Raw genomic sequence first — 19220 nt, forward strand, 5'->3', positions numbered from 1 at the left:
TGTTTCTAACGTAACGGCATTAAGGGCACGATGTGCCCGTTATGACGCGCTGGCGGAGGCGAGCTCCCCGCCAGCCATTTTGGAAACTCCCGCAACGGCATCGGCCGGGCGTAAAAAAATCCCTGCAAGATATGCACACCGTGGCAGCGCAGATACTGTGCCTGCTCCTCGGTTTCTACACCTTCCGCAACCAGTTCAATATTGAGTCGCTGACCCAGCGCGATGATGATATCCGTCACGGTCGAATTCACCGCGTCCGTACCAATCGCCGTAGTAAATGACTGATCGATTTTCAGTACATCCGGGTGCAGCTTTTCCAGCCAGGAGAGCGAACTGTTTCCTGTCCCAAAATCATCAATGGCGAGCTTCACCCCTTTATTGTGAAGCTCACGCACTATCCGGTAGTCCACATCCATAAGTGCATCGCGCTCGGTTAATTCGATAACCAACTGCTGAGCCGGACCCACGTTAAACCAGGAATGGTTGAGATCCTGCAATAGGGTGGCGTGGCGAAAATGGCTGGCGGCAACGTTAATACCTATCTGAAACCCAGAGGACGCGGGAAAAAAGCCAATCTGACGAACCGTTTCGGTAATAACATAGCGGGTTAGCGGGACTATCAGGTTGTGCTCTTCTGCCAGAGGGATAAACACTTCAGGAGAAATCCATCCCTGACGCGGGTTATTCCAGCGCAGTAAAATTTCAACGCCAACACAATTCTGCGTTCGGGCATTCACCAGCGGCTGACAGAAGAGTTCAAATTCACGCGCCGCCAGCCCCATGTTAATTTCCCACGTGAAGCTCATTCTCCTGGCCGTTGCAAGCCAGGCGACATAGCCCAGCAGCAGGCTGAGAATGAGCGCCAGCGGTAACTGGGTTGGCAGGTTTTTCAGCGCCAGTTTCCCGGGCCCGGGACCACTCACCGTAATGCTGAAGGGATAGTGTGATGACGCTTTGTGCAGAAGTGAATCGCCATCATCAAAGGTCAGGTTATCTGTCACCTGTTGCCCGTAGCGCAGGAAGTTGTTGCCTACCCTCAGTACAACGTCAGCGATCAGTGGAGGGTGCGGCTCCAGCATCATTCGGGTGATGAGATCAATGTTAACAATCTCCATCACCCCATCTTCACCACTTTGTGAAACGGGATACCACTGGATGAGGATTGGGCTGCCTTTCAGCAGCCACTGATCGGTCGATAAAATGAGTCGGGGTTCGTTATTGGGTAAAGTGGGCTGTACCTCACGCACAAGAATGTCCCGCGTTCCGAAGATACTCGAACAATACAGCACGCCATCCTTGACCAGCGCAATGGAGCGAACGGTTTGCAAAATGGCGGCTTGCTTTCGCAGCACCAGATGCGCTTGCGTGCAGGGCTGGCCGACCAATGATTGCAGCACACCGCGACGGTTTTCTAACGAAAGCAGGACTTTATCCATCGAATCAACGGTGTGGCTGGTAAAGTCGCGGATCTGTTCCTGATTTAAATTGCGCTGCGAAATAAACCGAATTCCCAGCGTAAGGATGAGCGTAAGAAGCGCGACCGTGACACTGACGATAACGCGTTTTCGGCGGTAGTTTTTAATGATCGTTTGTGCAGTTTGCATAAAACGGTCGCCTGAAACGCTACTGGCACCAAAAGCCAGAAGCAACAGAGAAAGTGTAGTGGGGAAATGCTAAGGCGACGAGAAAGAAGGGGAAAATTCGCCCATCCGTTGCAGATGGGCGAGAGCGAGGTATTAGTCGCACTGCACCTTAATGGCCAGCCCGCCACGCGAGGTTTCGCGATATTTGGCGTTCATGTCTTTGCCCGTTTCGTACATGGTTTCGATAACCTTATCCAGCGATACGCGTGGTTCACTGGTACGGCGCATCGCCATGCGGGACGCATTGATCGCTTTCACGGATGCGATTGCGTTACGCTCGATACAAGGCACCTGCACCTGGCCTGCGACCGGGTCACAGGTCAGACCGAGGTTATGCTCCATACCGATTTCGGCAGCAACACACACCTGCTCAGGGCTTGCACCCAGTAGTTCTGCAAGACCGGCAGCCGCCATAGAACAGGCCACGCCCACTTCGCCCTGGCAACCGACTTCAGCGCCAGAGATAGAGGCGTTCATTTTATACAGCGCGCCAATTGCACCTGCCGCCAGGAAGTAACGGATATAGATATCCGGGCTGACAGATTCAATAAAGTGATCGTAATAGGCCAGCACCGCCGGAACAATGCCGCACGCGCCGTTGGTTGGTGCGGTAACAACACGACCGCCAGCGGCGTTCTCTTCGTTTACCGCAAGCGCAAACATGTTCACCCAGTCGACCACATTCATCGGGTCGTTGGAGAATTTATCGGTTGTAACCAGCATCCGGCGAAGGGCAGAAGCACGACGCGGAACGCGCAGTGGGCCAGGCAGTACGCCTTCGGTATTCATACCGCGATCGATACAGGCACGCATGGTTTGCCACACGTTAGCAAAGTAGTCTTCAATCTCTTTCTTGCTGTGCAGCGCCAGTTCGTTCTGCATCACCATGCCGGAGAGTGACAGCCCCGTCTCTTTGCAATACGCCAGCATTTCGGTGGCAGACTTGAACGGATACGGCACGCTGACGTCGCCAGCACTGTCTTTGCCAAAGTGCTCTTCATCAACGATAAAACCACCGCCGATGGAGTAGTACGTTTTGCTGTAAATCTCTTTTTCGCCGTTCCAGGCATGGATGGTCATGCCATTTTCATGCAGCGGCAGGTTGTCGCTGCGAAAACGCATTCCGTCATCCTGCGGGAAATCCACTTCGTGATGGCCGTTTGCCAGCAGCAGGCGACCGCGTGTTTCAACGTCGCGGATGAATGCCGGGATGGCATCAATATCAACAGTGTCCGGCATATTGCCCGCCAGACCCATAATAATGGCGATATCGGTGTGGTGGCCTTTACCCGTCAATGACAGCGAGCCGTAGACATCCACGGCAACACGGGTAACGCTTTCCAGTAATCCTTTTTCGACCAGGTCATCGACGAACTGTTTACCGGCCTTCATCGGCCCTACAGTATGGGAAGAAGAAGGACCAATTCCCACTTTGAACATGTCGAATATACTAATCACTTTCACACTCCTGACAGGGTTACCGGGTTTCCAGTAACGATGTTATAACTGCGCATAGTGTAAGAGGGAACACTGGCCTCGGCTTAACTATTCACATGAATTAAACTAATGGATAACAGCTGTTTTGCTAATAGCGCGACAGCGATCGCAAACCTGGCAGAAAAGGGTGGAATGTAAAGTATAGTCAAGGCTTCAGGCCGATTTGCAGCGCCAGCTCACGAATGATACCCGCCGTCATGCCCCAGACAAAATAATGCTGATACCAGGAGAGCCACACACGGTGAGCATGTCCACGGCGCTGAATATCCAGAGGATGATAGCGACCAAGACGAAGGGCCTCTTCCAGCGGCATTTCAAATACCGCAGAGACTTCATCCACGCTGGCGTGATACTGAAGGTCGGGGGGAATGATGCCCACCACCGGCGTGACCTGAAAGCCCGTTACGCTGTCGACCGGCGGCAAAACTCCAATAATTTCAACAGACTCAGGCGGGATGGCAACCTCTTCCTGTGCTTCACGCAGCGCCGCGGCAATTAATGACGCATCAGTGCTGTCAACCGCACCGCCCGGAAACGCGACCTGCCCGGCGTGCTTGCGCAAGTGCGGTGAACGCTGAGTGAGCAATAAGCCCGGGTGTTCGCGCCGCACAACCGGGATCAGCACGGCAGCCTGACGGTTGTTCAGCGTTTCGCGGCGCGTCTGCGGACGCAAAAGCTGGAATCGCGACAAAAAATCATCCAGCGTCAGGTTATCTTTCTCCACCCGTTAGTTCTCCAGTTGTTTCAGGATACGGTTAACTTTATCAAAGGTTTCCTGATATTCCGCCTCAACCTGGCTGTCAGCAACGATGCCTCCTCCGGCAGAGCAATACAGTGTTCCCTCACAGGCCGTCAGGGTGCGGATCGTAATGCTGGTGTCCATTGTGCCGCACAGGCTCACATACCCAATACTGCCGCACCATGCGTTACGACGGTGAGGCTCCAGCTCATCGATAATTTCCATCGCCCGCACCTTTGGCGCTCCGGTGATTGAGCCACCCGGAAATGCGGCACGCAGCAGGTCGCAAGCGGTGCGCGAGTCCGGCAGGTGCGCGGTAATGGTACTGACCAGATGATGTACGGCCGGGAAGGGTTCGACAACAAATAGCTCAGGTACGCGCACGCTACCTGGCTCGGCAACACGGCCAATATCGTTACGCATCAAATCCACAATCATCAGATTCTCAGCCCGGTCTTTCGGGGAAGCGGCGAGTTTTTCTGCCTGCTGACGGTCGGCGACAGGGTCGGCAAGACGCGGTAGCGTACCTTTAATTGGCCGGGTCTGAATGGTCCCTTCCGACAGATGAATAAAACGTTCCGGCGACAGGCTTAAAATCGCGCCATGTTCAAGGCGCAGGAACGCGCTGAACGGTGCCTTATTGCTGGCATTTAGGCGGGTAAACGCCTGCCACTCATCCCCCTGATACGTCGCCTGGAAACGCTGCGCAAGGTTGACCTGATAACAGTCGCCGCTTTGCAGATACGCCTGAACGCTGGCGAATTTATCCGCGTATTCCTGCGCCGTCATATTCGAACGCCACCCGGAAGTAAGGCGAAAATCGCGACTGGCGACAGGCGTTTGCGCGTCGAGCCAGGCGCGGCGTTGCGCGATATCAGTATGACTTAACAGGGAAACGACCTGTTTGCGGTGATCAACAATGATTGCCCAGTCATACAGCCCCACGGCCATGTCCGGCAGGGCAATATCCTGCTTTGCGAGGTCCGGCAGCGTTTCGAAACGGCGACCTAAATCATAGCCAAATAAGCCCAGAGCACCGCCCTGGAATGGCAGGTTGGGGTTTGCTGGCGCGTGTAAGTCCAGTGAATCGAGAGCCTGCTGAAGCAGGAGGAGCGGGTCATCAGTGGAGGTCTGAACATCAGCCAGGGATACCGTCGTGGTGTCACCCTGCGTCACCAGCGTACCCCGCGGGTCAGCCACCAGAATATCAAAGCGGCTATAGGGGTGGTCTGCGTGGCCGGAGTGCAGCAGCATCGCAAAAGGAAGATGGCTCAGACGGGCAAACCAAAATTCAGCAGCGTCTGTACGCCAGGGCAAGATAATAACAGTGGGGAAGCGCATGTTCATGTGTGGCATACTACCGGGCAGCGTGAAATAATTAGCGCGAATAATTTAGCAGGAGTTGACGATGTTTGCAGGTTTACCTTCTCTGAGCCACGAGCAACAGCAGAAAGCTGTAGAGCGCATTCAGGAACTGATGACCCAGGGCATGAGCAGCGGCGAGGCGATAACCGTTGTCGCGCAGGAAATTCGCGCCAGTCATACCGGCGAGCGGATCGTGGCGCGATTTGAAGACGAAGATGAAGAAGAGTAATCGGGCTTAGACCGCCGCGATAATCTTGATCTCAACCTTATATTCCGGTTTCATCAGCGTGGCCTGTACGGTACAGCGTACAGGCGCGTGACCCGCCACTACCCACGCATCCCAGGCTTTGTTCATCGCCGCGAAATCCTCTTTATTCGCCAGGAAAATGGTCGCATCCAGAATGCGGGACTTGTCGCTGCCTTGCTTGACCAGCACGGCATCAATTTGCGCCAGCGTGTTGGCCGTCTGTTCGAAAGCGTCTGCATCCAGGTTTGCCGGCACGCCGGTGTAGTACAGCGTCTGATTATGGATAACCACATCAGACCAGCGGGCTTCGGCATCAATGCGCACAATTGTCATAAACGTTTCCTCGTTATTTTTCATATCAGGCGGCAAGACTGCCATATTGTTCTCGCCTCGTCACTATTTGGGGTGGCACTGGCGAGAGCGGGCTGACATAATCCCTGTGTAAAAATACAGTGAGAGAGCACCGTGGCAGACGATTTTTCAGCAGATGGTCAGTTAGCGCAGGCGATCCCCGGCTTTAAGCCGCGTGAACCTCAGCGCCATATGGCGCACGCCGTTGCGCACGCAATCGACAATGCACAACCGCTGGTGGTGGAGGCAGGCACTGGAACCGGTAAAACCTACGCCTATCTGGCCCCGGCGCTGCGTGCAAAAAAGAAAGTGATCATCTCCACGGGATCTAAAGCGTTACAGGATCAGCTCTATAGCCGCGATCTGCCCACGGTGGCTAAGGCACTGAAATACAAAGGGCGACTGGCATTGCTGAAAGGCCGCTCCAACTACCTTTGCCTTGAGCGTCTGGAACAGCAGGCGCTGGCCGGGGGCGATCTCCCGGTACAAACACTGAGTGATGTCATCATCCTGCGGGCGTGGGCGAATCAGACCGAAGACGGAGATATCAGCACCTGTGCGAGCGTGGCGGAAGACTCGCAGGCCTGGCCGCTGGTGACGAGCACCAACGATAACTGCCTTGGCAGCGACTGCCCGCTGTATAAAGACTGTTTTGTGGTAAAGGCGCGTAAAACGGCAATGGATGCGGATGTGGTGGTGGTAAACCATCATCTGTTTCTGGCGGATATGGTGGTGAAGGACAGCGGGTTTGGCGAGCTGATCCCGGAAGCCGACGTCATGATCTTCGATGAAGCACATCAACTGCCCGATATTGCCAGCCAGTATTTTGGCCAGTCGATCTCCAGCCGTCAGCTTCTGGACCTGGCGAAAGATTTCACCATTGCCTATCGCACAGAGTTAAAAGATACCCAACAGCTGCAAAAATGTGCCGACCGTCTGGCGCAAAGCGCGCAGGATTTCCGCTTACAGCTCGGGGAGCCGGGTTATCGCGGTAACCTGCGCGAGCTGCTGGCCGATAAAAATATCCAGCGCGCATTGCTGTTGCTGGATGATTCGCTGGAGCTTTGCTACGACGTGGCAAAACTGTCGCTTGGGCGCTCTGCGTTGCTTGACGCCGCTTTTGAGCGTGCGGCTGTGTATCGTGGCCGTCTGAAACGACTCAAAGAGATCAACCAGCCAGGATTCAGTTACTGGTACGAATGCACTTCACGCCATTTCACCCTGGCCCTGACGCCTTTAACCGTGGCGGATAAATTCAAAGAGGTGATGGCGCAAAAGCCGGGGAGCTGGATTTTTACCTCGGCAACGCTGTCGGTGAATGACGATTTACACCACTTCACCGAACGTCTGGGAATTGAGCAGGCCGAATCCCTGCTGCTGCCAAGCCCGTTTGATTACGAAAAACAGGCGCTGCTCTGTGTGCCGCGCAATCTGCCGCTGCCAAACCAGCCCGGTGCCGCACGCCACCTGGCGGCGATGCTGAAGCCGATGATCGAAGCCAATAATGGCCGCTGCTTTATGCTCTGTACCTCCCACGCCATGATGCGCGACCTGGCAGAACAGTTCCGCGCCACCATGACTTTGCCGGTACTGCTCCAGGGGGAAACCAGTAAAGGGCAACTGCTGCAACAGTTTGTCAGCGCCGGTAATGCCCTGCTGGTGGCAACCAGCAGTTTCTGGGAAGGCGTAGACGTGCGCGGTGATACGCTCTCACTGGTTATTATCGATAAACTGCCGTTTACTTCGCCGGACGATCCATTACTCAAAGCGCGTATGGAAGACTGCCGCCTGCGTGGAGGCGATCCCTTTGACGAGGTGCAACTGCCTGATGCGGTGATTACCCTGAAGCAAGGGGTAGGGCGTCTTATTCGCGATGTCACCGACCGTGGCGTGCTGGTTATCTGCGACAACCGGCTGGTGATGCGCCCGTATGGTGCCACTTTCCTGGCAAGCCTGCCGCCCGCGCCGCGTACGCGGGACATTAAACGCGCGGTTCGGTTCCTCGCGAACCCAACAGCGGAGTAATTTGCTCCGGGGTGTGCTAAAATGCGCGCCATTTTGTGACTGACCACTGCGAGAGCGCGACGACTCATGCGAATTCTGGCTATTGATACCGCCACAGAGGCCTGTTCTGTTGCCCTGTGGAACGACGGTGCTATCTGTGCTCATTTCGAAGAGTGCCCACGAGAACATACCCAACGGATCCTGCCGCTGGTAAAAGAGATCCTCAACAAGGGCAATACCACCTTAACTCACCTTGATGCGCTGGCCTACGGCCGTGGCCCGGGCAGTTTTACGGGCGTACGTATCGGTATCGGCATTGCGCAGGGGCTGGCCCTGGGCGCAGAACTGCCGATGATCGGTGTTTCTACACTGGCAACCATGGCGCAGGGCGCATGGCGCATGACCGGTGCAACGCGCGTGCTGGCGGCAATTGACGCACGTATGGGTGAAGTTTACTGGGCGGAATATACCCGCGACGAAAACGGCGTCTGGCACGGTGAAGAGACTGAAGCGGTACTTAAACCGGAAGCAGTAACCGAACGTCTGCAACAGCTCTCAGGCGAATGGGCAACGGTAGGTACTGGCTGGCCCTCGTGGCCGGAGATGGCGAACGATACCGGCGTAACGCTGGTAGACGGCAACATACTTCTGCCTGCCGCGGAAGACATGTTACCTATCGCTTGCCAGTTGCTCGGCGCAGGAAAAACCGTTGCAGTTGAACAAGCTGAACCAGTTTATTTGCGAAACACGGTCGCGTGGAAGAAACTTCCGGGCCGCGAGTGAATCTCAGTAACAGGAACTGAGAAAAAGGAGTCGCACCATGGCGGTTCAAACTAAAGTAGTACGTCTGATGATGGCGGGTATTGTTGCCGCAGCGCTGAGCGGGTGCGTTACCGTTCCTGATGTGATCAAGGGAACAAGCCCAACGCCGCAGCAGGATCTGGTGCGCGTAATGAATGCGCCTGAGCTCTATGTTGGCCAGGAAGCGCGTTTTGGCGGTAAGGTGGTTGAAGTCTTAAACCAGCAGGGGAAAACCCGCCTGGAAATAGCCACCGTCCCTCTGGATAGCGGCGCAAGACCGGTCCTGGGTGAGGCCTCGCGCGGGCGTATCTATGCTGACGTCAGCGGCTTCCTCGACCCGGTTGATTTTCGCGGACAACTGGTGACCGTTGTCGGCCCCATTACCGGCACGGTACAGGGCAAAATCGGCAGTACGTCGTATAAATTCATGACCATGCAGGTAAACGGCTATAAACGCTGGCGGCTTGAGCAGCAGGTGATAATGCCACCGCAGCCTATTGATCCGTGGATGTGGGGCCCACATCCATACCGTTACGGCTATCCGGGATGGGGCTGGTATAACCCAGGACCTGCACATGTTCAGACCGTTGTAACCGAGTAACTAACTGTTATTAATAGGAAAGAGACAGCGGCTCAGCCGCTGTCTCTGTTTTTTTACGGACAAAACTAAAAAAAAGAGTGACGCGCTTCGCAACCTTAAATCTGAACAATTAATAAACTGGTACGCTGAGTTAATATAATGTTAACAAACTGTTTATTATCGGGGTTGTGATGACGACGAACACTCATTTCAGAGGTGATGCATTGAAGAAGGTTTGGCTTAACCGTTATCCCGCAGATGTCCCTGCGGAGATCAATCCTGACCGTTATCAATCCCTGATTGAATTATTTGAGAATTCAGTTGCGCGTTATGCCGATCAGCCTGCGTTCGTGAATATGGGCGAGGTGATGACGTTCCGTAAGCTTGAGGAACGTAGCCGTGCATTCGCGGCTTATTTACAGCAAGGGTTAGGGCTGCAAAAAGGGGATCGCGTTGCGTTAATGATGCCGAACCTGTTGCAGTATCCAGTGGCGTTATTTGGCATCCTGCGTGCCGGGATGATTGTGGTCAACGTTAACCCGCTGTACACCCCACGCGAGCTGGAGCACCAGTTAAACGACAGCGGCGCTGCGGCGATTGTGATTGTCTCTAACTTTGCCCATACCCTCGAGAAAATAGTCGAAAAGACTCAGGTTAAACACGTCATTCTGACCCGCATGGGCGATCAGCTTTCCACCGCCAAAGGGACGCTGGTTAACTTTGTTGTGAAATACGTCAAACGCCTGGTGCCGAAATACCACCTGCCGGATGCCATCTCTTTTCGCCGAGCGCTTCATGCGGGCTACCGGATGCAATACGTTAAGCCGGACGTGGTCGCGGAAGACCTGGCGTTTCTGCAATACACCGGCGGTACGACGGGTGTGGCAAAAGGAGCCATGCTGACGCACCGCAATATGCTGGCAAACCTCGAACAGGTGAATGCGACCTATGGGCCATTGCTTCACCGTGGCAAAGAACTGGTCGTGACGGCACTGCCGCTGTATCACATTTTTGCCCTGACAATGAACTGCCTGCTGTTTATTGAACTGGGTGGTCAGAACCTACTGATTACCAACCCGCGCGATATCCCGGGACTGGTCAAAGAGCTGGCAAAATATCCTTTCACGGCCATGACCGGGGTGAATACCCTGTTCAACGCACTGCTCAATAACAAAGAGTTCCAGCAGCTCGATTTCTCAACGCTGCATCTGTCCGCCGGCGGCGGGATGCCGGTGCAACAGGCCGTTGCCGAACGTTGGGTTAAACTCACCGGACAGTATCTTCTGGAAGGTTATGGCCTGACGGAATGTGCTCCGCTGGTCAGTGTAAACCCGCACGATATCGACTACCACAGTGGCAGTATCGGGCTGCCTGTTCCGTCGACGGAAGCCAGACTGGTTGACGACGACGATAACGAAGTCGAACCCGGTCAACCCGGTGAGTTATGCGTAAAAGGCCCGCAGGTAATGCTGGGTTACTGGCAGCGCCCGGACGCCACGGATGAGATAATCAAAAATGGCTGGCTTCACACCGGTGATATCGCCGTAATGGATGAAGAGGGCTTCCTGCGCATCGTTGACCGTAAGAAAGACATGATCCTGGTGTCCGGTTTTAACGTTTATCCGAACGAAATTGAAGACGTGGTCATGCAGCACTCCGGCGTGCAGGAAGTGGCGGCGGTGGGTGTCCCTTCCGGCAGCAGCGGTGAAGCGGTGAAGATTTTTGTGGTCAAAAAAGATGCATCGCTTAGCGAAGAGGAACTTATTACCTTCTGCCGCCGCCAGTTAACGGGCTATAAAGTACCGAAGCTGGTTGAGTTTCGCGATGAGCTGCCGAAATCCAACGTCGGGAAGATATTACGACGAGAATTACGTGACGAAGCCCGTGCCAAAGTGGACAATAAGGCATGAGCTTCACGCTAATCGCCCAGACGCCGGTTTAGCCGGCGTTTTTTATGGGCGCAAACAAAAGAGAATCCGTTTTGAATTACCAGATGATCACCACCAACGACGAGCTGGCTTCGCTGTGCGAGGTTACGCGTGATTTTCCCGCCATCGCGCTGGATACCGAGTTTGTCCGCACCCGAACGTACTACCCGCAGCTGGGTTTGATTCAGATGTACGACGGTAAACATGTTTCACTTATCGATCCGCTTGGTATTACCGACTGGTCGCCGATGCGTGAGCTGCTGCTGGATACTGGCGTCACCAAATACCTGCACGCCGGCAGTGAAGATCTGGAAGTGTTTCTCAACACCTTTGGCATCATGCCGCAACCCCTGATTGATACGCAGATCCTGGCGGCATTCAGCAATCGTCCACTCTCATGGGGCTTTGCGGCAATGGTTGAGGAGTACACGGGTATCGCGCTGGATAAAAGCGAATCCCGTACCGACTGGCTGGCGCGCCCGTTAACCGAACGTCAGCTGGAATATGCTGCGGCAGACGTGTTTTACCTGCTGCCGATCGCTGGCCAACTGATGAAAGAAGCTGAAGCCTCTGGCTGGTTGCCTGCGGCGCTGGACGAGTGTCGCATGACACAGCAGCGTCGTCAGGAAGTGGTCTCCCCGAAAGAGGCCTGGCGCGATATCAGCAACGCATGGCAGCTGCGTACGCGTCAGTTGGCCTGTTTGCAGTTGCTGGCCGACTGGCGCCTGCGTAAAGCGCGCGAGCGCGATCTGGCCGTTAACTTTGTGGTTCGTGAAGAACATCTCTGGTCGGTGGCGCGTTATATGCCAGGTAGCATGGGCGAGCTGGACAGCATTGGCCTTTCCGGGAGCGAGATCCGTTTCCACGGTAAAACCCTGCTGGCGCTGGTGGAAAAAGCTCAGCAAACGCCGGATGACGCGCTGCCTGAACCGCTGTTGAATCTGATGGACATGCCGGGTTACCGCAAGGCGTTCAAAGACATTAAGGCACTGGTGCAGGACGTTGCAACCGAGAGCAAACTTGGTGCTGAATTGCTGGCGTCGCGTCGTCAGATCAATCAGTTGCTGAACTGGCACTGGAAGCTGAAAACACAGAATGGATTGCCGGAAATGATGGCAGGCTGGCGCGGGGAACTGATGGCCGATCGCCTGAATACGCTGCTGGAAGGGTATCCGCGATAAAATATGCCGGGTCATGAAACCATGCCCGGAATATCTCCCCGGTGGCGCTAGCGCTTACCGGGGCTACAAAAACAAAACCTGATTAACGTGACTCTTCCGCTTCTGGTAGCGTAACGTTCAGCTCCAGAATCGAAATATCCCCGTCTTTTTGTTCCAGCTGTACAGTGACCATTTCCGGGTCAATCTGCACATACTTACAGATCACTTCCAGGATGTCCTTGCGCAGCTGCGGCAGGTAATGCGGCTCGGCGTCACTACGACGACGCTCCGCAACGATGATTTGCAGACGCTCTTTAGCGATGTTGGCGGTGCTTTTTTTCCGCGAGAGAAAAAAGTCCAGTAATGCCATAACTTATCCTCCGAACAGGCGTTTGAGGAAACCTTTCTTCTCTTCTTCAATGAAGCGGAAAGGACGTTCTTCTCCCAGCAGACGATCAACGGTATCGGCGTAAGCTTTACCTGCGTCTGCCATCGTATCCAGAATAACCGGCTCACCCTGGTTAGAGGCGCGTAACACGGATTGGTCTTCCGGGATGACACCCACCAGTTTAATGCGCAGGATCTCCAGCACGTCTTCCATGCTCAGCATATCACCTTTGTTCACGCGACCCGGGTTGTAACGGGTCAGCAGCAGGTGCTCTTTGATTGGGTCTTGGCCATTTTCCGCACGACGTGATTTAGAGGCGAGGATACCCAGAATTCGGTCAGAGTCACGTACGGACGATACTTCAGGGTTAGTGGTGATGATCGCTTCATCAGCGAAGTAGAGCGCCATCAGTGCACCCGTTTCGATACCGGCAGGGGAGTCGCAAACCACAAAGTCGAACTCCATCTTTTTCAGATCGTCGAGCACCTTTTCCACGCCTTCGCGGGTCAGGGCATCTTTGTCACGCGTCTGAGAGGCCGGGAGAACATAGAGATTCTCGGTGCGCTTATCTTTAATCAGCGCCTGGTTCAGCGTGGCATCGCCCTGAATGACGTTCACAAAGTCATACACCACACGACGCTCACAACCCATAATCAGGTCCAGGTTACGCAGGCCGATATCGAAATCGATAACGACGGTTTTCTTTCCCTTCTGGGCCAAACCAGTAGCGATGGCCGCGCTGGAGGTGGTCTTGCCAACGCCTCCTTTACCCGAAGTAACAACAATAATGCGTGCCATAGAAATTCCTTGTTAAAAAGGGATCAATTCAACGGTTGAACGGTCAACGCGTCGTCTGCCAGTCGCAGACGAGCCGCTTTGCCATAAAATTCGGCTGGGATCTTGTCGCTCAGCCAATATTCACCTGCGATGGAAACCAGTTCCGCCGTCAGGTGAGTACAAAATATTTGTGCATCCCGATCGCCACCTGCACCTGCAAGTGCACGCCCACGCATCATACCGTAGACGTGAATATTGCCATCCGCAATGAGTTCTGCACCGGCGCTGACGTGGCTTGTAACAATCAGATCACAGTTTGGTGCATAAATTCGCTGACCGGAACGAACCGGCACATCAATCAATCGCGTTTTTGTGACAGGTGTAACGTTCTGAACTGGCAGCGGGGGTGTTTGCACGGCAACAGGTGCCGGACGTGGGGCTTTCTCTTTGCCTTCCGTCAGAATGGGTAGCCCTGCGCGGTCAATCTCAGCTTTCAGTTCGGCGTCTTTGCAACCGCTGATGCCGACAATGCGCAGCCCGGTTGATGACACTGCCTGCTGGAGAAGTTTCCAGTTAACAGGGGCATCAAGACCGCTGACATTGACGACGACGGGGGCGTGCTTCAGAAAAGCAGGAGCCTGCGCGATTTTGTCTTCTAACGCCTGACGAATAACCTCGGGTTTTGCATCATGCAAATGAACCACTGATAAGGTGAAACTACTGCCTTTAAGCTCGATGGGCGTGTTTGACATCCTGGCCTTACTCAATTTGCTATTAACCACAACACTGTCGTTGCGATATTCCGAAGAGTATCAGGCATGTTATAGTCAGGAGTATATTGAGGCAAGCAACCACCCGAGAATTCAGAGTAAAAACATGTTTTGTGTGATCTATAGAAGTACCAGCCGCGACCAGACCTATCTTTATGTCGAAAAGAAAGACGATTTCTCCCGCGTGCCTGAAGAATTAATGAAGAACTTTGGCCGTCCGCAGCTGGCAATGCTGCTGCCGCTGGATGGACGAAAGAAACTGGTTAATGCCGATCTGGAAAAAGTGAAATCAGCATTAGCTGAACAGGGCTATTATTTACAGCTTCCGCCACCACCCGAGAATTTATTAAAACAGCATCTTGAGGTGAACGGAAAGAAATAGTCCGGCGCGCGTCCGGGCACAACACATCAACCGTTTAGGGGTCGTAAATGTATCAACATCATAACTGGCAAGGTGCATTACTGGATTATCCCGTCAGCAAAGTTGTCTGCGTTGGCAGCAATTATGCAAAACACATTCAGGAAATGGGCAGTGCCACGCCAGAAGAGCCGGTGCTGTTCATTAAACCGGAAACTGCGCTTTGCGACATTCGCCAGCCGCTGGCGCTACCACAGGGGTTAGGTTCGGTTCATCACGAAGTGGAGCTGGCCGTACTGATTGGCGCAACCCTGCGTCAGGCCTCTGAAGAGCATGTGCAAAAAGCGATTGCTGGCTACGGTGTCGCGCTGGATCTCACGCTGCGTGATGTGCAGGGCAAAATGAAAAAAGCCGGGCAGCCGTGGGAAAAAGCTAAAGGGTTTGATAATTCCTGCCCGATCTCCGGTTTTGTGCCAGTGGGTGAGTTCAGTGCTGACCCGCAGGATACCCCGCTTTCTCTGAAGGTTAACGGTGAATTCCGCCAGCAGGGCACCACCGCCGATATGATCCACAAGATCCTGCCGCTGATTGCCTATATGAGCCGTTTCTTTACCCTGAAACCGGGTGATGTGATCCTGACCGGTACGCCAGAAGGTGTTGGCCCGCTAAACAGCGGCGACGAACTGGAAGTCAGTTTTAACGGCCAGTCCTTGAAAACTCGCGTGCTGTAAAAGCAACTTGCCGCCTTCTTCGGGCGGCAAAACTTGCATCAACGTGCCAGACTCGTTATAAGGTGCGCTTTCTTTTGACGTGTGGACATCCCGATGAACAACATCCCTTTCTGGCAAAGCAAAACTCTCGACGAAATGACCGACGAGGAGTGGGAATCGTTGTGCGATGGCTGCGGGCAGTGCTGCCTGCATAAGCTGATGGATGAAGACTCGGACGAGATCTATTTCACCAACGTTGCCTGCAAACAGCTGAACATCAAAACCTGCCAGTGCCGCAACTATGAGCGTCGCTTCGAGTTTGAGCCGGACTGCATCAAGTTAACCCGTGATAACCTGCCAACCTTCGAATGGCTGCCGCATACCTGCGCCTATCGTTTGCTGGCGGAAGGTCAGGACCTGCCGAAGTGGCATCCGTTGCTGACGGGGTCAAAAGCGGCGATGCACGGTGAGCGTATTTCCGTGCGCCATATTGCGGTGAAAGAGTCAGAGGTGCGGGACTGGGAAGACCACATCATGAATCATCCCAACCGTTGATACGAAAAAAACCGCCGAGGCGGTTTTTTTAATGTGGTGTGCGGCCTGATGCCCTCACCCCAACCCTCTCCCACGGGAGAGGGCGCAAACACTAAAAACGGCAACCGAAGTTGCCGTTTTGCTTTTATCTTCCGAACAAATCGCGTTTCTTCGGTTTGAACGGCTGAGCAATCAGCACCAGTAGCGCCACCACGAAGTAAGCAACAAAAATCCCTACCAGCCACTGAGGCATCTCCAGCGTCAGGAACTCCCACTGACGCACAGAGCAGTCACCGGATGCTACGAACACCTGCGGCAGCCATTTATCCAGCGGCAGCCAGCTCGGGAAGCGGGCGGCAAAATCACAGGTCATAAACGGTGACGGATGCAGTTGCATCATAGTGTGCTGCCAGGACAGCTCAATACCTTTCCAGGCGCTGTAAATCCAGATGGCGAGGCCGGCATAGCGAAGCGGGGATTTTGGCGCAATAGCTCCAACCAGACCCGCCCCCATAATGCCGAACAGTGCGCAACGTTCGTAGATACACAGCACACAAGGCTTAAGCCCCATAACGTGCTGGAACCACAGAGCGACCATTTCCAGCGCAAAGGCGGTCAGGGCCATTAACAACCACGCTCCGCGACCGCGAGAGCACTGGTTTAAAAATCTCAACATAATCATTTCCCTGGAACATGCTTAGAAAGCGCAGTGTAAACGAATTCATTTCCTGCGCCACCTGTGCCTTGCGAATTAAAGCGTAATCGGATGTTTATCATGCGAAAACGCAAACGGGCAGCGAACTGCCCGATATGCCTGACTTACTGCGCCGCAAGTATACCTGCTTGTAGCAACCAGTGCGTATAGGGAATGAGGGTAATTTTGACGCAAAGCAATCCCACGAGCGTCAGCACCATCGTGTACGGCAGCGCCATCCATACCATTCTTCCATAAGAAAGTCGTATGAGTGGGGCGAGGGCAGACGTCAGCAGGAATAAAAAGGCCGCCTGTCCGTTCGGCGTCGCAACGGAAGGTAGGTTCGTCCCGGTATTAATGGCGACCGCAAGCAGTTCAAACTGCCCGGCGCTGATAGCCCCATGCTCCATCGCGGCTTTTGCCTCATTGATATAGACGGTACCGACAAAGACGTTATCCGAAATAGACGATAACAGGCCATTAAACAGGTAGAAGAGCGTCAGCTGTGAATCAGGGGCGGCCTGGAGTACGAAAGCGATGATCGGCGTGAACAGCTGCTGGTCAATAATGACCGCCACAACCGCGAAAAATACCGCCAGCAATGCGGTAAACGGAAGAGCTTCGGTAAAGGCTTTGCCTATAGCATGTTCGTCTGTAACGCCGGTAAATGACGTGGCCAGAATAATCACCGACAGGCCGATTAAGCCTACTTCCGCGAGATGGAACGCCAGCGCGGCGATAAGCCAGAGGCCGATAATTCCCTGGGCTATCAGGCGCAATGTTTCCTGTCGGGTGCGCTGGCTGCGACTCTGTTGGTCAAATTTTCGTAACTCCAGGAGTACCGGCTCCGGGAGTTTTGCGCCGTAACCAAAGACGCTGAATTTCTCGACCAGAATGCAGGTGACCAAACCGCAGATAAGCACCGGTACGCTGACAGACGCCATGCGTAGAAAGAACTCGCCGAAATGCCAGCCTGCGGCTTTAGCGATAATCAGGTTTTGCGGTTCGCCGACCATGGTCATCACCCCGCCCAACGCGGTACCGACACCCGCGTGCATCATCAGGCTGCGCAGGAATGCGCGGAACTGCTCCAGCACAACACGATTATGCGCGTCGATGTGGCTGTCGTCCTGCAGGTCATCGCCCTGGCGTGATGAAGCAACACGGTGATAAATGCCGTAAAACCCGACTGCCACGCTTATCACCACCGCGACCACGGTTAGGGCATCGAGAAACGCAGACAAGAAGGCTGCGGCAAGGCAGAAGGAGAGCGACAGCAGCGTTTTCGAAGGAATGCTTAACAGCAGGCGCGTGAAAATAAATAGCAGAAGCTGCTTCATAAAATAGATGCCAGCCACCATAAACATCAGCAGCAGAAGCACTTCAAGATTCGATGCCAGCTCTTCTTTCACATGTTCGGCACTGGTCATACCGATGACAACAGCTTCAAATGCCAGCAAGCCACCAGGCAATAATGGATAGCATTTCAGCGCCATTGCCAGGGTAAAGATGAACTCTGCAACCAGCAGCCACCCGGCATAAAAGGGACTGACGATAAAAATGATCGGATTAACAACCAGAAATACCAACAGAGTGAGTTTGTACCAGTCAGGTGACTGGCCTAAAAAATTGCGCCACAGTGCGCGACCAAATGAAATTTCCACGACAGACGTCCTTCCCCGTCAAGACAGCTAAAACATCAGTATACGCAAAATTAGCGCCCGGGAGGACAACAAGGCAGTATTGTAAATTTCACAAAAATGAAACGGCGATCCCTCTTTTCTCTTGCTGCTGCGCTACCTGCCGCTTCTGGCCTCTGGTATGATGAGTCCAATTTGCTAAAGCTGTGTAATGGAAATCTCACTATGGTCATTAAGGCGCAGAGCCCGGCGGGTTTCGCGGAAGAGTACATCATTGAAAGCATCTGGAATAATCGTTTCCCTGCGGGATCAATTCTTCCTGCTGAACGCGAACTCTCTGAACTGATTGGTGTCACCCGTACCACGTTGCGAGAAGTTCTTCAGCGACTGGCGCGTGATGGCTGGTTGACGATTCAGCACGGCAAGCCAACAAAAGTAAACAACTTCTGGGAAACGTCCGGGCTGAATATTCTCGAAACGCTCGCGCGTCTTGATCACGAAAGCGTGCCACAGCTGATTGATAACCTGCTGTCTGTTCGTACCAACATTGCCACCATCTTTATCCGTACAGCGTTCCGCCAGCACCCGGACAACGCGCTGGAAGTGCTGGAAAGCGCAAAAGCAGTTGAAGATCATGCCGATGCCTTTGCCACCCTCGATTACAACGTATTCCGTGGGCTGGCGTTTGCATCTGGTAACCCGATTTATGGCCTGATCCTCAATGGCATGAAAGGGCTGTACACCCGCATTGGTCGTCACTATTTTGCGAACCCGGAAGCCCGTAGCCTGGCACTGGGGTTCTATCACAAGCTGAGCGAGCTGTGCACATCGGGTCAGCACGATCAGGTTTATGAAACCGTGCGTCGCTATGGTCACGACTCCGGCGAGATCTGGCACCGGATGCAGAAAACGCTGCCAGGCGACCTGGTTATCCAGGGCCGCTAAAATAAAAAACCTCTCGCTTGAGAGGTTTTTTTCGCCCGGTGGCGCTTAGCTTACCGGGCCTACAAAACCCGTAGGCCGGGTAAGCTAAG

The 19220-nt window shown here is 54.0% G+C and carries 20 protein-coding genes; 10 read left to right on the forward strand and 10 right to left on the reverse strand.

Annotated features, from left to right (window positions below; all coding sequences use genetic code 11):
• Positions 1–5: 5 nt before the first annotated feature.
• The 4 genes from ACS603_RS01420 to pabB all read right to left on the reverse strand — a co-directional run bounded on the left by ACS603_RS01420 (position 6) and on the right by pabB (position 5226).
• Entirely contained in the window at positions 6–1604 is a 1599-nt protein-coding gene (locus ACS603_RS01420; RefSeq protein ID WP_315686042.1) for an EAL domain-containing protein, read from the reverse strand.
• 132 nt (positions 1605–1736) lie between these two features.
• The gene (gene sdaA / locus ACS603_RS01425; protein ID WP_474943626.1) at positions 1737–3101 is read right to left on the reverse strand and encodes an L-serine ammonia-lyase; all 1365 of its coding nucleotides are present in this window, start codon (positions 3099–3101) and stop codon (positions 1737–1739) included.
• A 184-nt stretch (positions 3102–3285) separates the two neighbouring features.
• Entirely contained in the window at positions 3286–3864 is a 579-nt protein-coding gene (locus ACS603_RS01430) for a CoA pyrophosphatase (RefSeq protein WP_014070648.1), read from the reverse strand.
• Positions 3865–3867: 3 nt separating this feature from the next.
• Entirely contained in the window at positions 3868–5226 is a 1359-nt protein-coding gene (gene pabB / locus ACS603_RS01435) for an aminodeoxychorismate synthase component 1 (RefSeq protein ID WP_474943630.1), read from the reverse strand.
• 61 nt (positions 5227–5287) lie between these two features.
• Here pabB and ACS603_RS01440 point away from each other — a divergent pair, with 61 nt between their 5' ends.
• Entirely contained in the window at positions 5288–5473 is a 186-nt protein-coding gene (locus tag ACS603_RS01440) for a YoaH family protein (protein ID WP_182061461.1), read from the forward strand.
• Between the two features lie 6 nt (positions 5474–5479).
• Here the strand turns inward: ACS603_RS01440 and ACS603_RS01445 are convergent, their stop codons facing one another.
• Positions 5480–5824, reverse strand: a complete 345-nt coding sequence (locus tag ACS603_RS01445) for a RidA family protein (protein WP_182061460.1) — start codon at positions 5822–5824, stop codon at positions 5480–5482.
• A gap of 132 nt (positions 5825–5956) precedes the next feature.
• Here ACS603_RS01445 and ACS603_RS01450 point away from each other — a divergent pair, with 132 nt between their 5' ends.
• The 5 genes from ACS603_RS01450 (at position 5957) to rnd (ending at position 12336) form a co-directional block, all read left to right on the forward strand.
• On the forward strand, positions 5957–7867 hold the full coding sequence (locus ACS603_RS01450; RefSeq protein ID WP_182061459.1) for a DNA repair helicase YoaA: 1911 nt from the start codon (positions 5957–5959) through the stop codon (positions 7865–7867).
• A gap of 66 nt (positions 7868–7933) precedes the next feature.
• A complete protein-coding gene (tsaB, locus tag ACS603_RS01455; protein ID WP_474943627.1) occupies positions 7934–8629 on the forward strand; it encodes a tRNA (adenosine(37)-N6)-threonylcarbamoyltransferase complex dimerization subunit type 1 TsaB in 696 nt (231 codons plus the stop codon).
• 37 nt (positions 8630–8666) lie between these two features.
• On the forward strand, positions 8667–9248 hold the full coding sequence (locus tag ACS603_RS01460; RefSeq protein WP_182061457.1) for a Slp family lipoprotein: 582 nt from the start codon (positions 8667–8669) through the stop codon (positions 9246–9248).
• A 203-nt stretch (positions 9249–9451) separates the two neighbouring features.
• Positions 9452–11137 (forward strand): long-chain-fatty-acid--CoA ligase FadD, encoded by a 1686-nt coding sequence (gene fadD, locus ACS603_RS01465; protein ID WP_182061456.1) that lies wholly within the window; start codon positions 9452–9454, stop codon positions 11135–11137.
• A gap of 83 nt (positions 11138–11220) precedes the next feature.
• The gene (rnd, locus tag ACS603_RS01470) at positions 11221–12336 is read left to right on the forward strand and encodes a ribonuclease D (RefSeq protein WP_474943631.1); all 1116 of its coding nucleotides are present in this window, start codon (positions 11221–11223) and stop codon (positions 12334–12336) included.
• 82 nt (positions 12337–12418) lie between these two features.
• On the opposite strand, the gene minE is transcribed toward rnd, so the two are convergent.
• The 3 genes from minE to minC are packed head-to-tail and all read right to left on the reverse strand — an operon-like array spanning position 12419 to position 14232.
• Complete coding sequence (gene minE, locus ACS603_RS01475) at positions 12419–12685, reverse strand: cell division topological specificity factor MinE (RefSeq protein WP_003859937.1); 267 nt, start codon at positions 12683–12685, stop codon at positions 12419–12421.
• Positions 12686–12688: 3 nt separating this feature from the next.
• Positions 12689–13501, reverse strand: a complete 813-nt coding sequence (gene minD, locus ACS603_RS01480; protein WP_182061455.1) for a septum site-determining protein MinD — start codon at positions 13499–13501, stop codon at positions 12689–12691.
• A 23-nt stretch (positions 13502–13524) separates the two neighbouring features.
• On the reverse strand, positions 13525–14232 hold the full coding sequence (minC, locus tag ACS603_RS01485; RefSeq protein WP_182061454.1) for a septum site-determining protein MinC: 708 nt from the start codon (positions 14230–14232) through the stop codon (positions 13525–13527).
• Between the two features lie 124 nt (positions 14233–14356).
• On the opposite strand from minC, the gene ACS603_RS01490 reads away from it, so the two are divergent.
• The 3 genes from ACS603_RS01490 (at position 14357) to ACS603_RS01500 (ending at position 15873) form a co-directional block, all read left to right on the forward strand.
• Positions 14357–14632 (forward strand): YcgL domain-containing protein, encoded by a 276-nt coding sequence (locus tag ACS603_RS01490; RefSeq protein ID WP_182063594.1) that lies wholly within the window; start codon positions 14357–14359, stop codon positions 14630–14632.
• Between the two features lie 47 nt (positions 14633–14679).
• The gene (locus ACS603_RS01495; protein WP_182061453.1) at positions 14680–15339 is read left to right on the forward strand and encodes a fumarylacetoacetate hydrolase family protein; all 660 of its coding nucleotides are present in this window, start codon (positions 14680–14682) and stop codon (positions 15337–15339) included.
• Between the two features lie 93 nt (positions 15340–15432).
• Positions 15433–15873, forward strand: coding sequence for a YcgN family cysteine cluster protein (locus ACS603_RS01500; protein ID WP_315686031.1), 441 nt, complete (start codon positions 15433–15435; stop codon positions 15871–15873).
• Between the two features lie 124 nt (positions 15874–15997).
• Here the strand turns inward: ACS603_RS01500 and dsbB are convergent, their stop codons facing one another.
• Together dsbB and nhaB are read right to left on the reverse strand one after the other, a co-directional pair.
• Complete coding sequence (gene dsbB / locus ACS603_RS01505; RefSeq protein ID WP_014070634.1) at positions 15998–16528, reverse strand: disulfide bond formation protein DsbB; 531 nt, start codon at positions 16526–16528, stop codon at positions 15998–16000.
• Between the two features lie 143 nt (positions 16529–16671).
• Positions 16672–18210 (reverse strand): Na(+)/H(+) antiporter NhaB, encoded by a 1539-nt coding sequence (gene nhaB / locus ACS603_RS01510; protein WP_182061451.1) that lies wholly within the window; start codon positions 18208–18210, stop codon positions 16672–16674.
• A gap of 201 nt (positions 18211–18411) precedes the next feature.
• On the opposite strand from nhaB, the gene fadR reads away from it, so the two are divergent.
• A complete protein-coding gene (fadR, locus tag ACS603_RS01515; protein ID WP_182061450.1) occupies positions 18412–19131 on the forward strand; it encodes a fatty acid metabolism transcriptional regulator FadR in 720 nt (239 codons plus the stop codon).
• Positions 19132–19220 lie beyond the last annotated feature (89 nt).

Source organism: Enterobacter sp. Li2LvB3 (assembly GCF_056156645.1).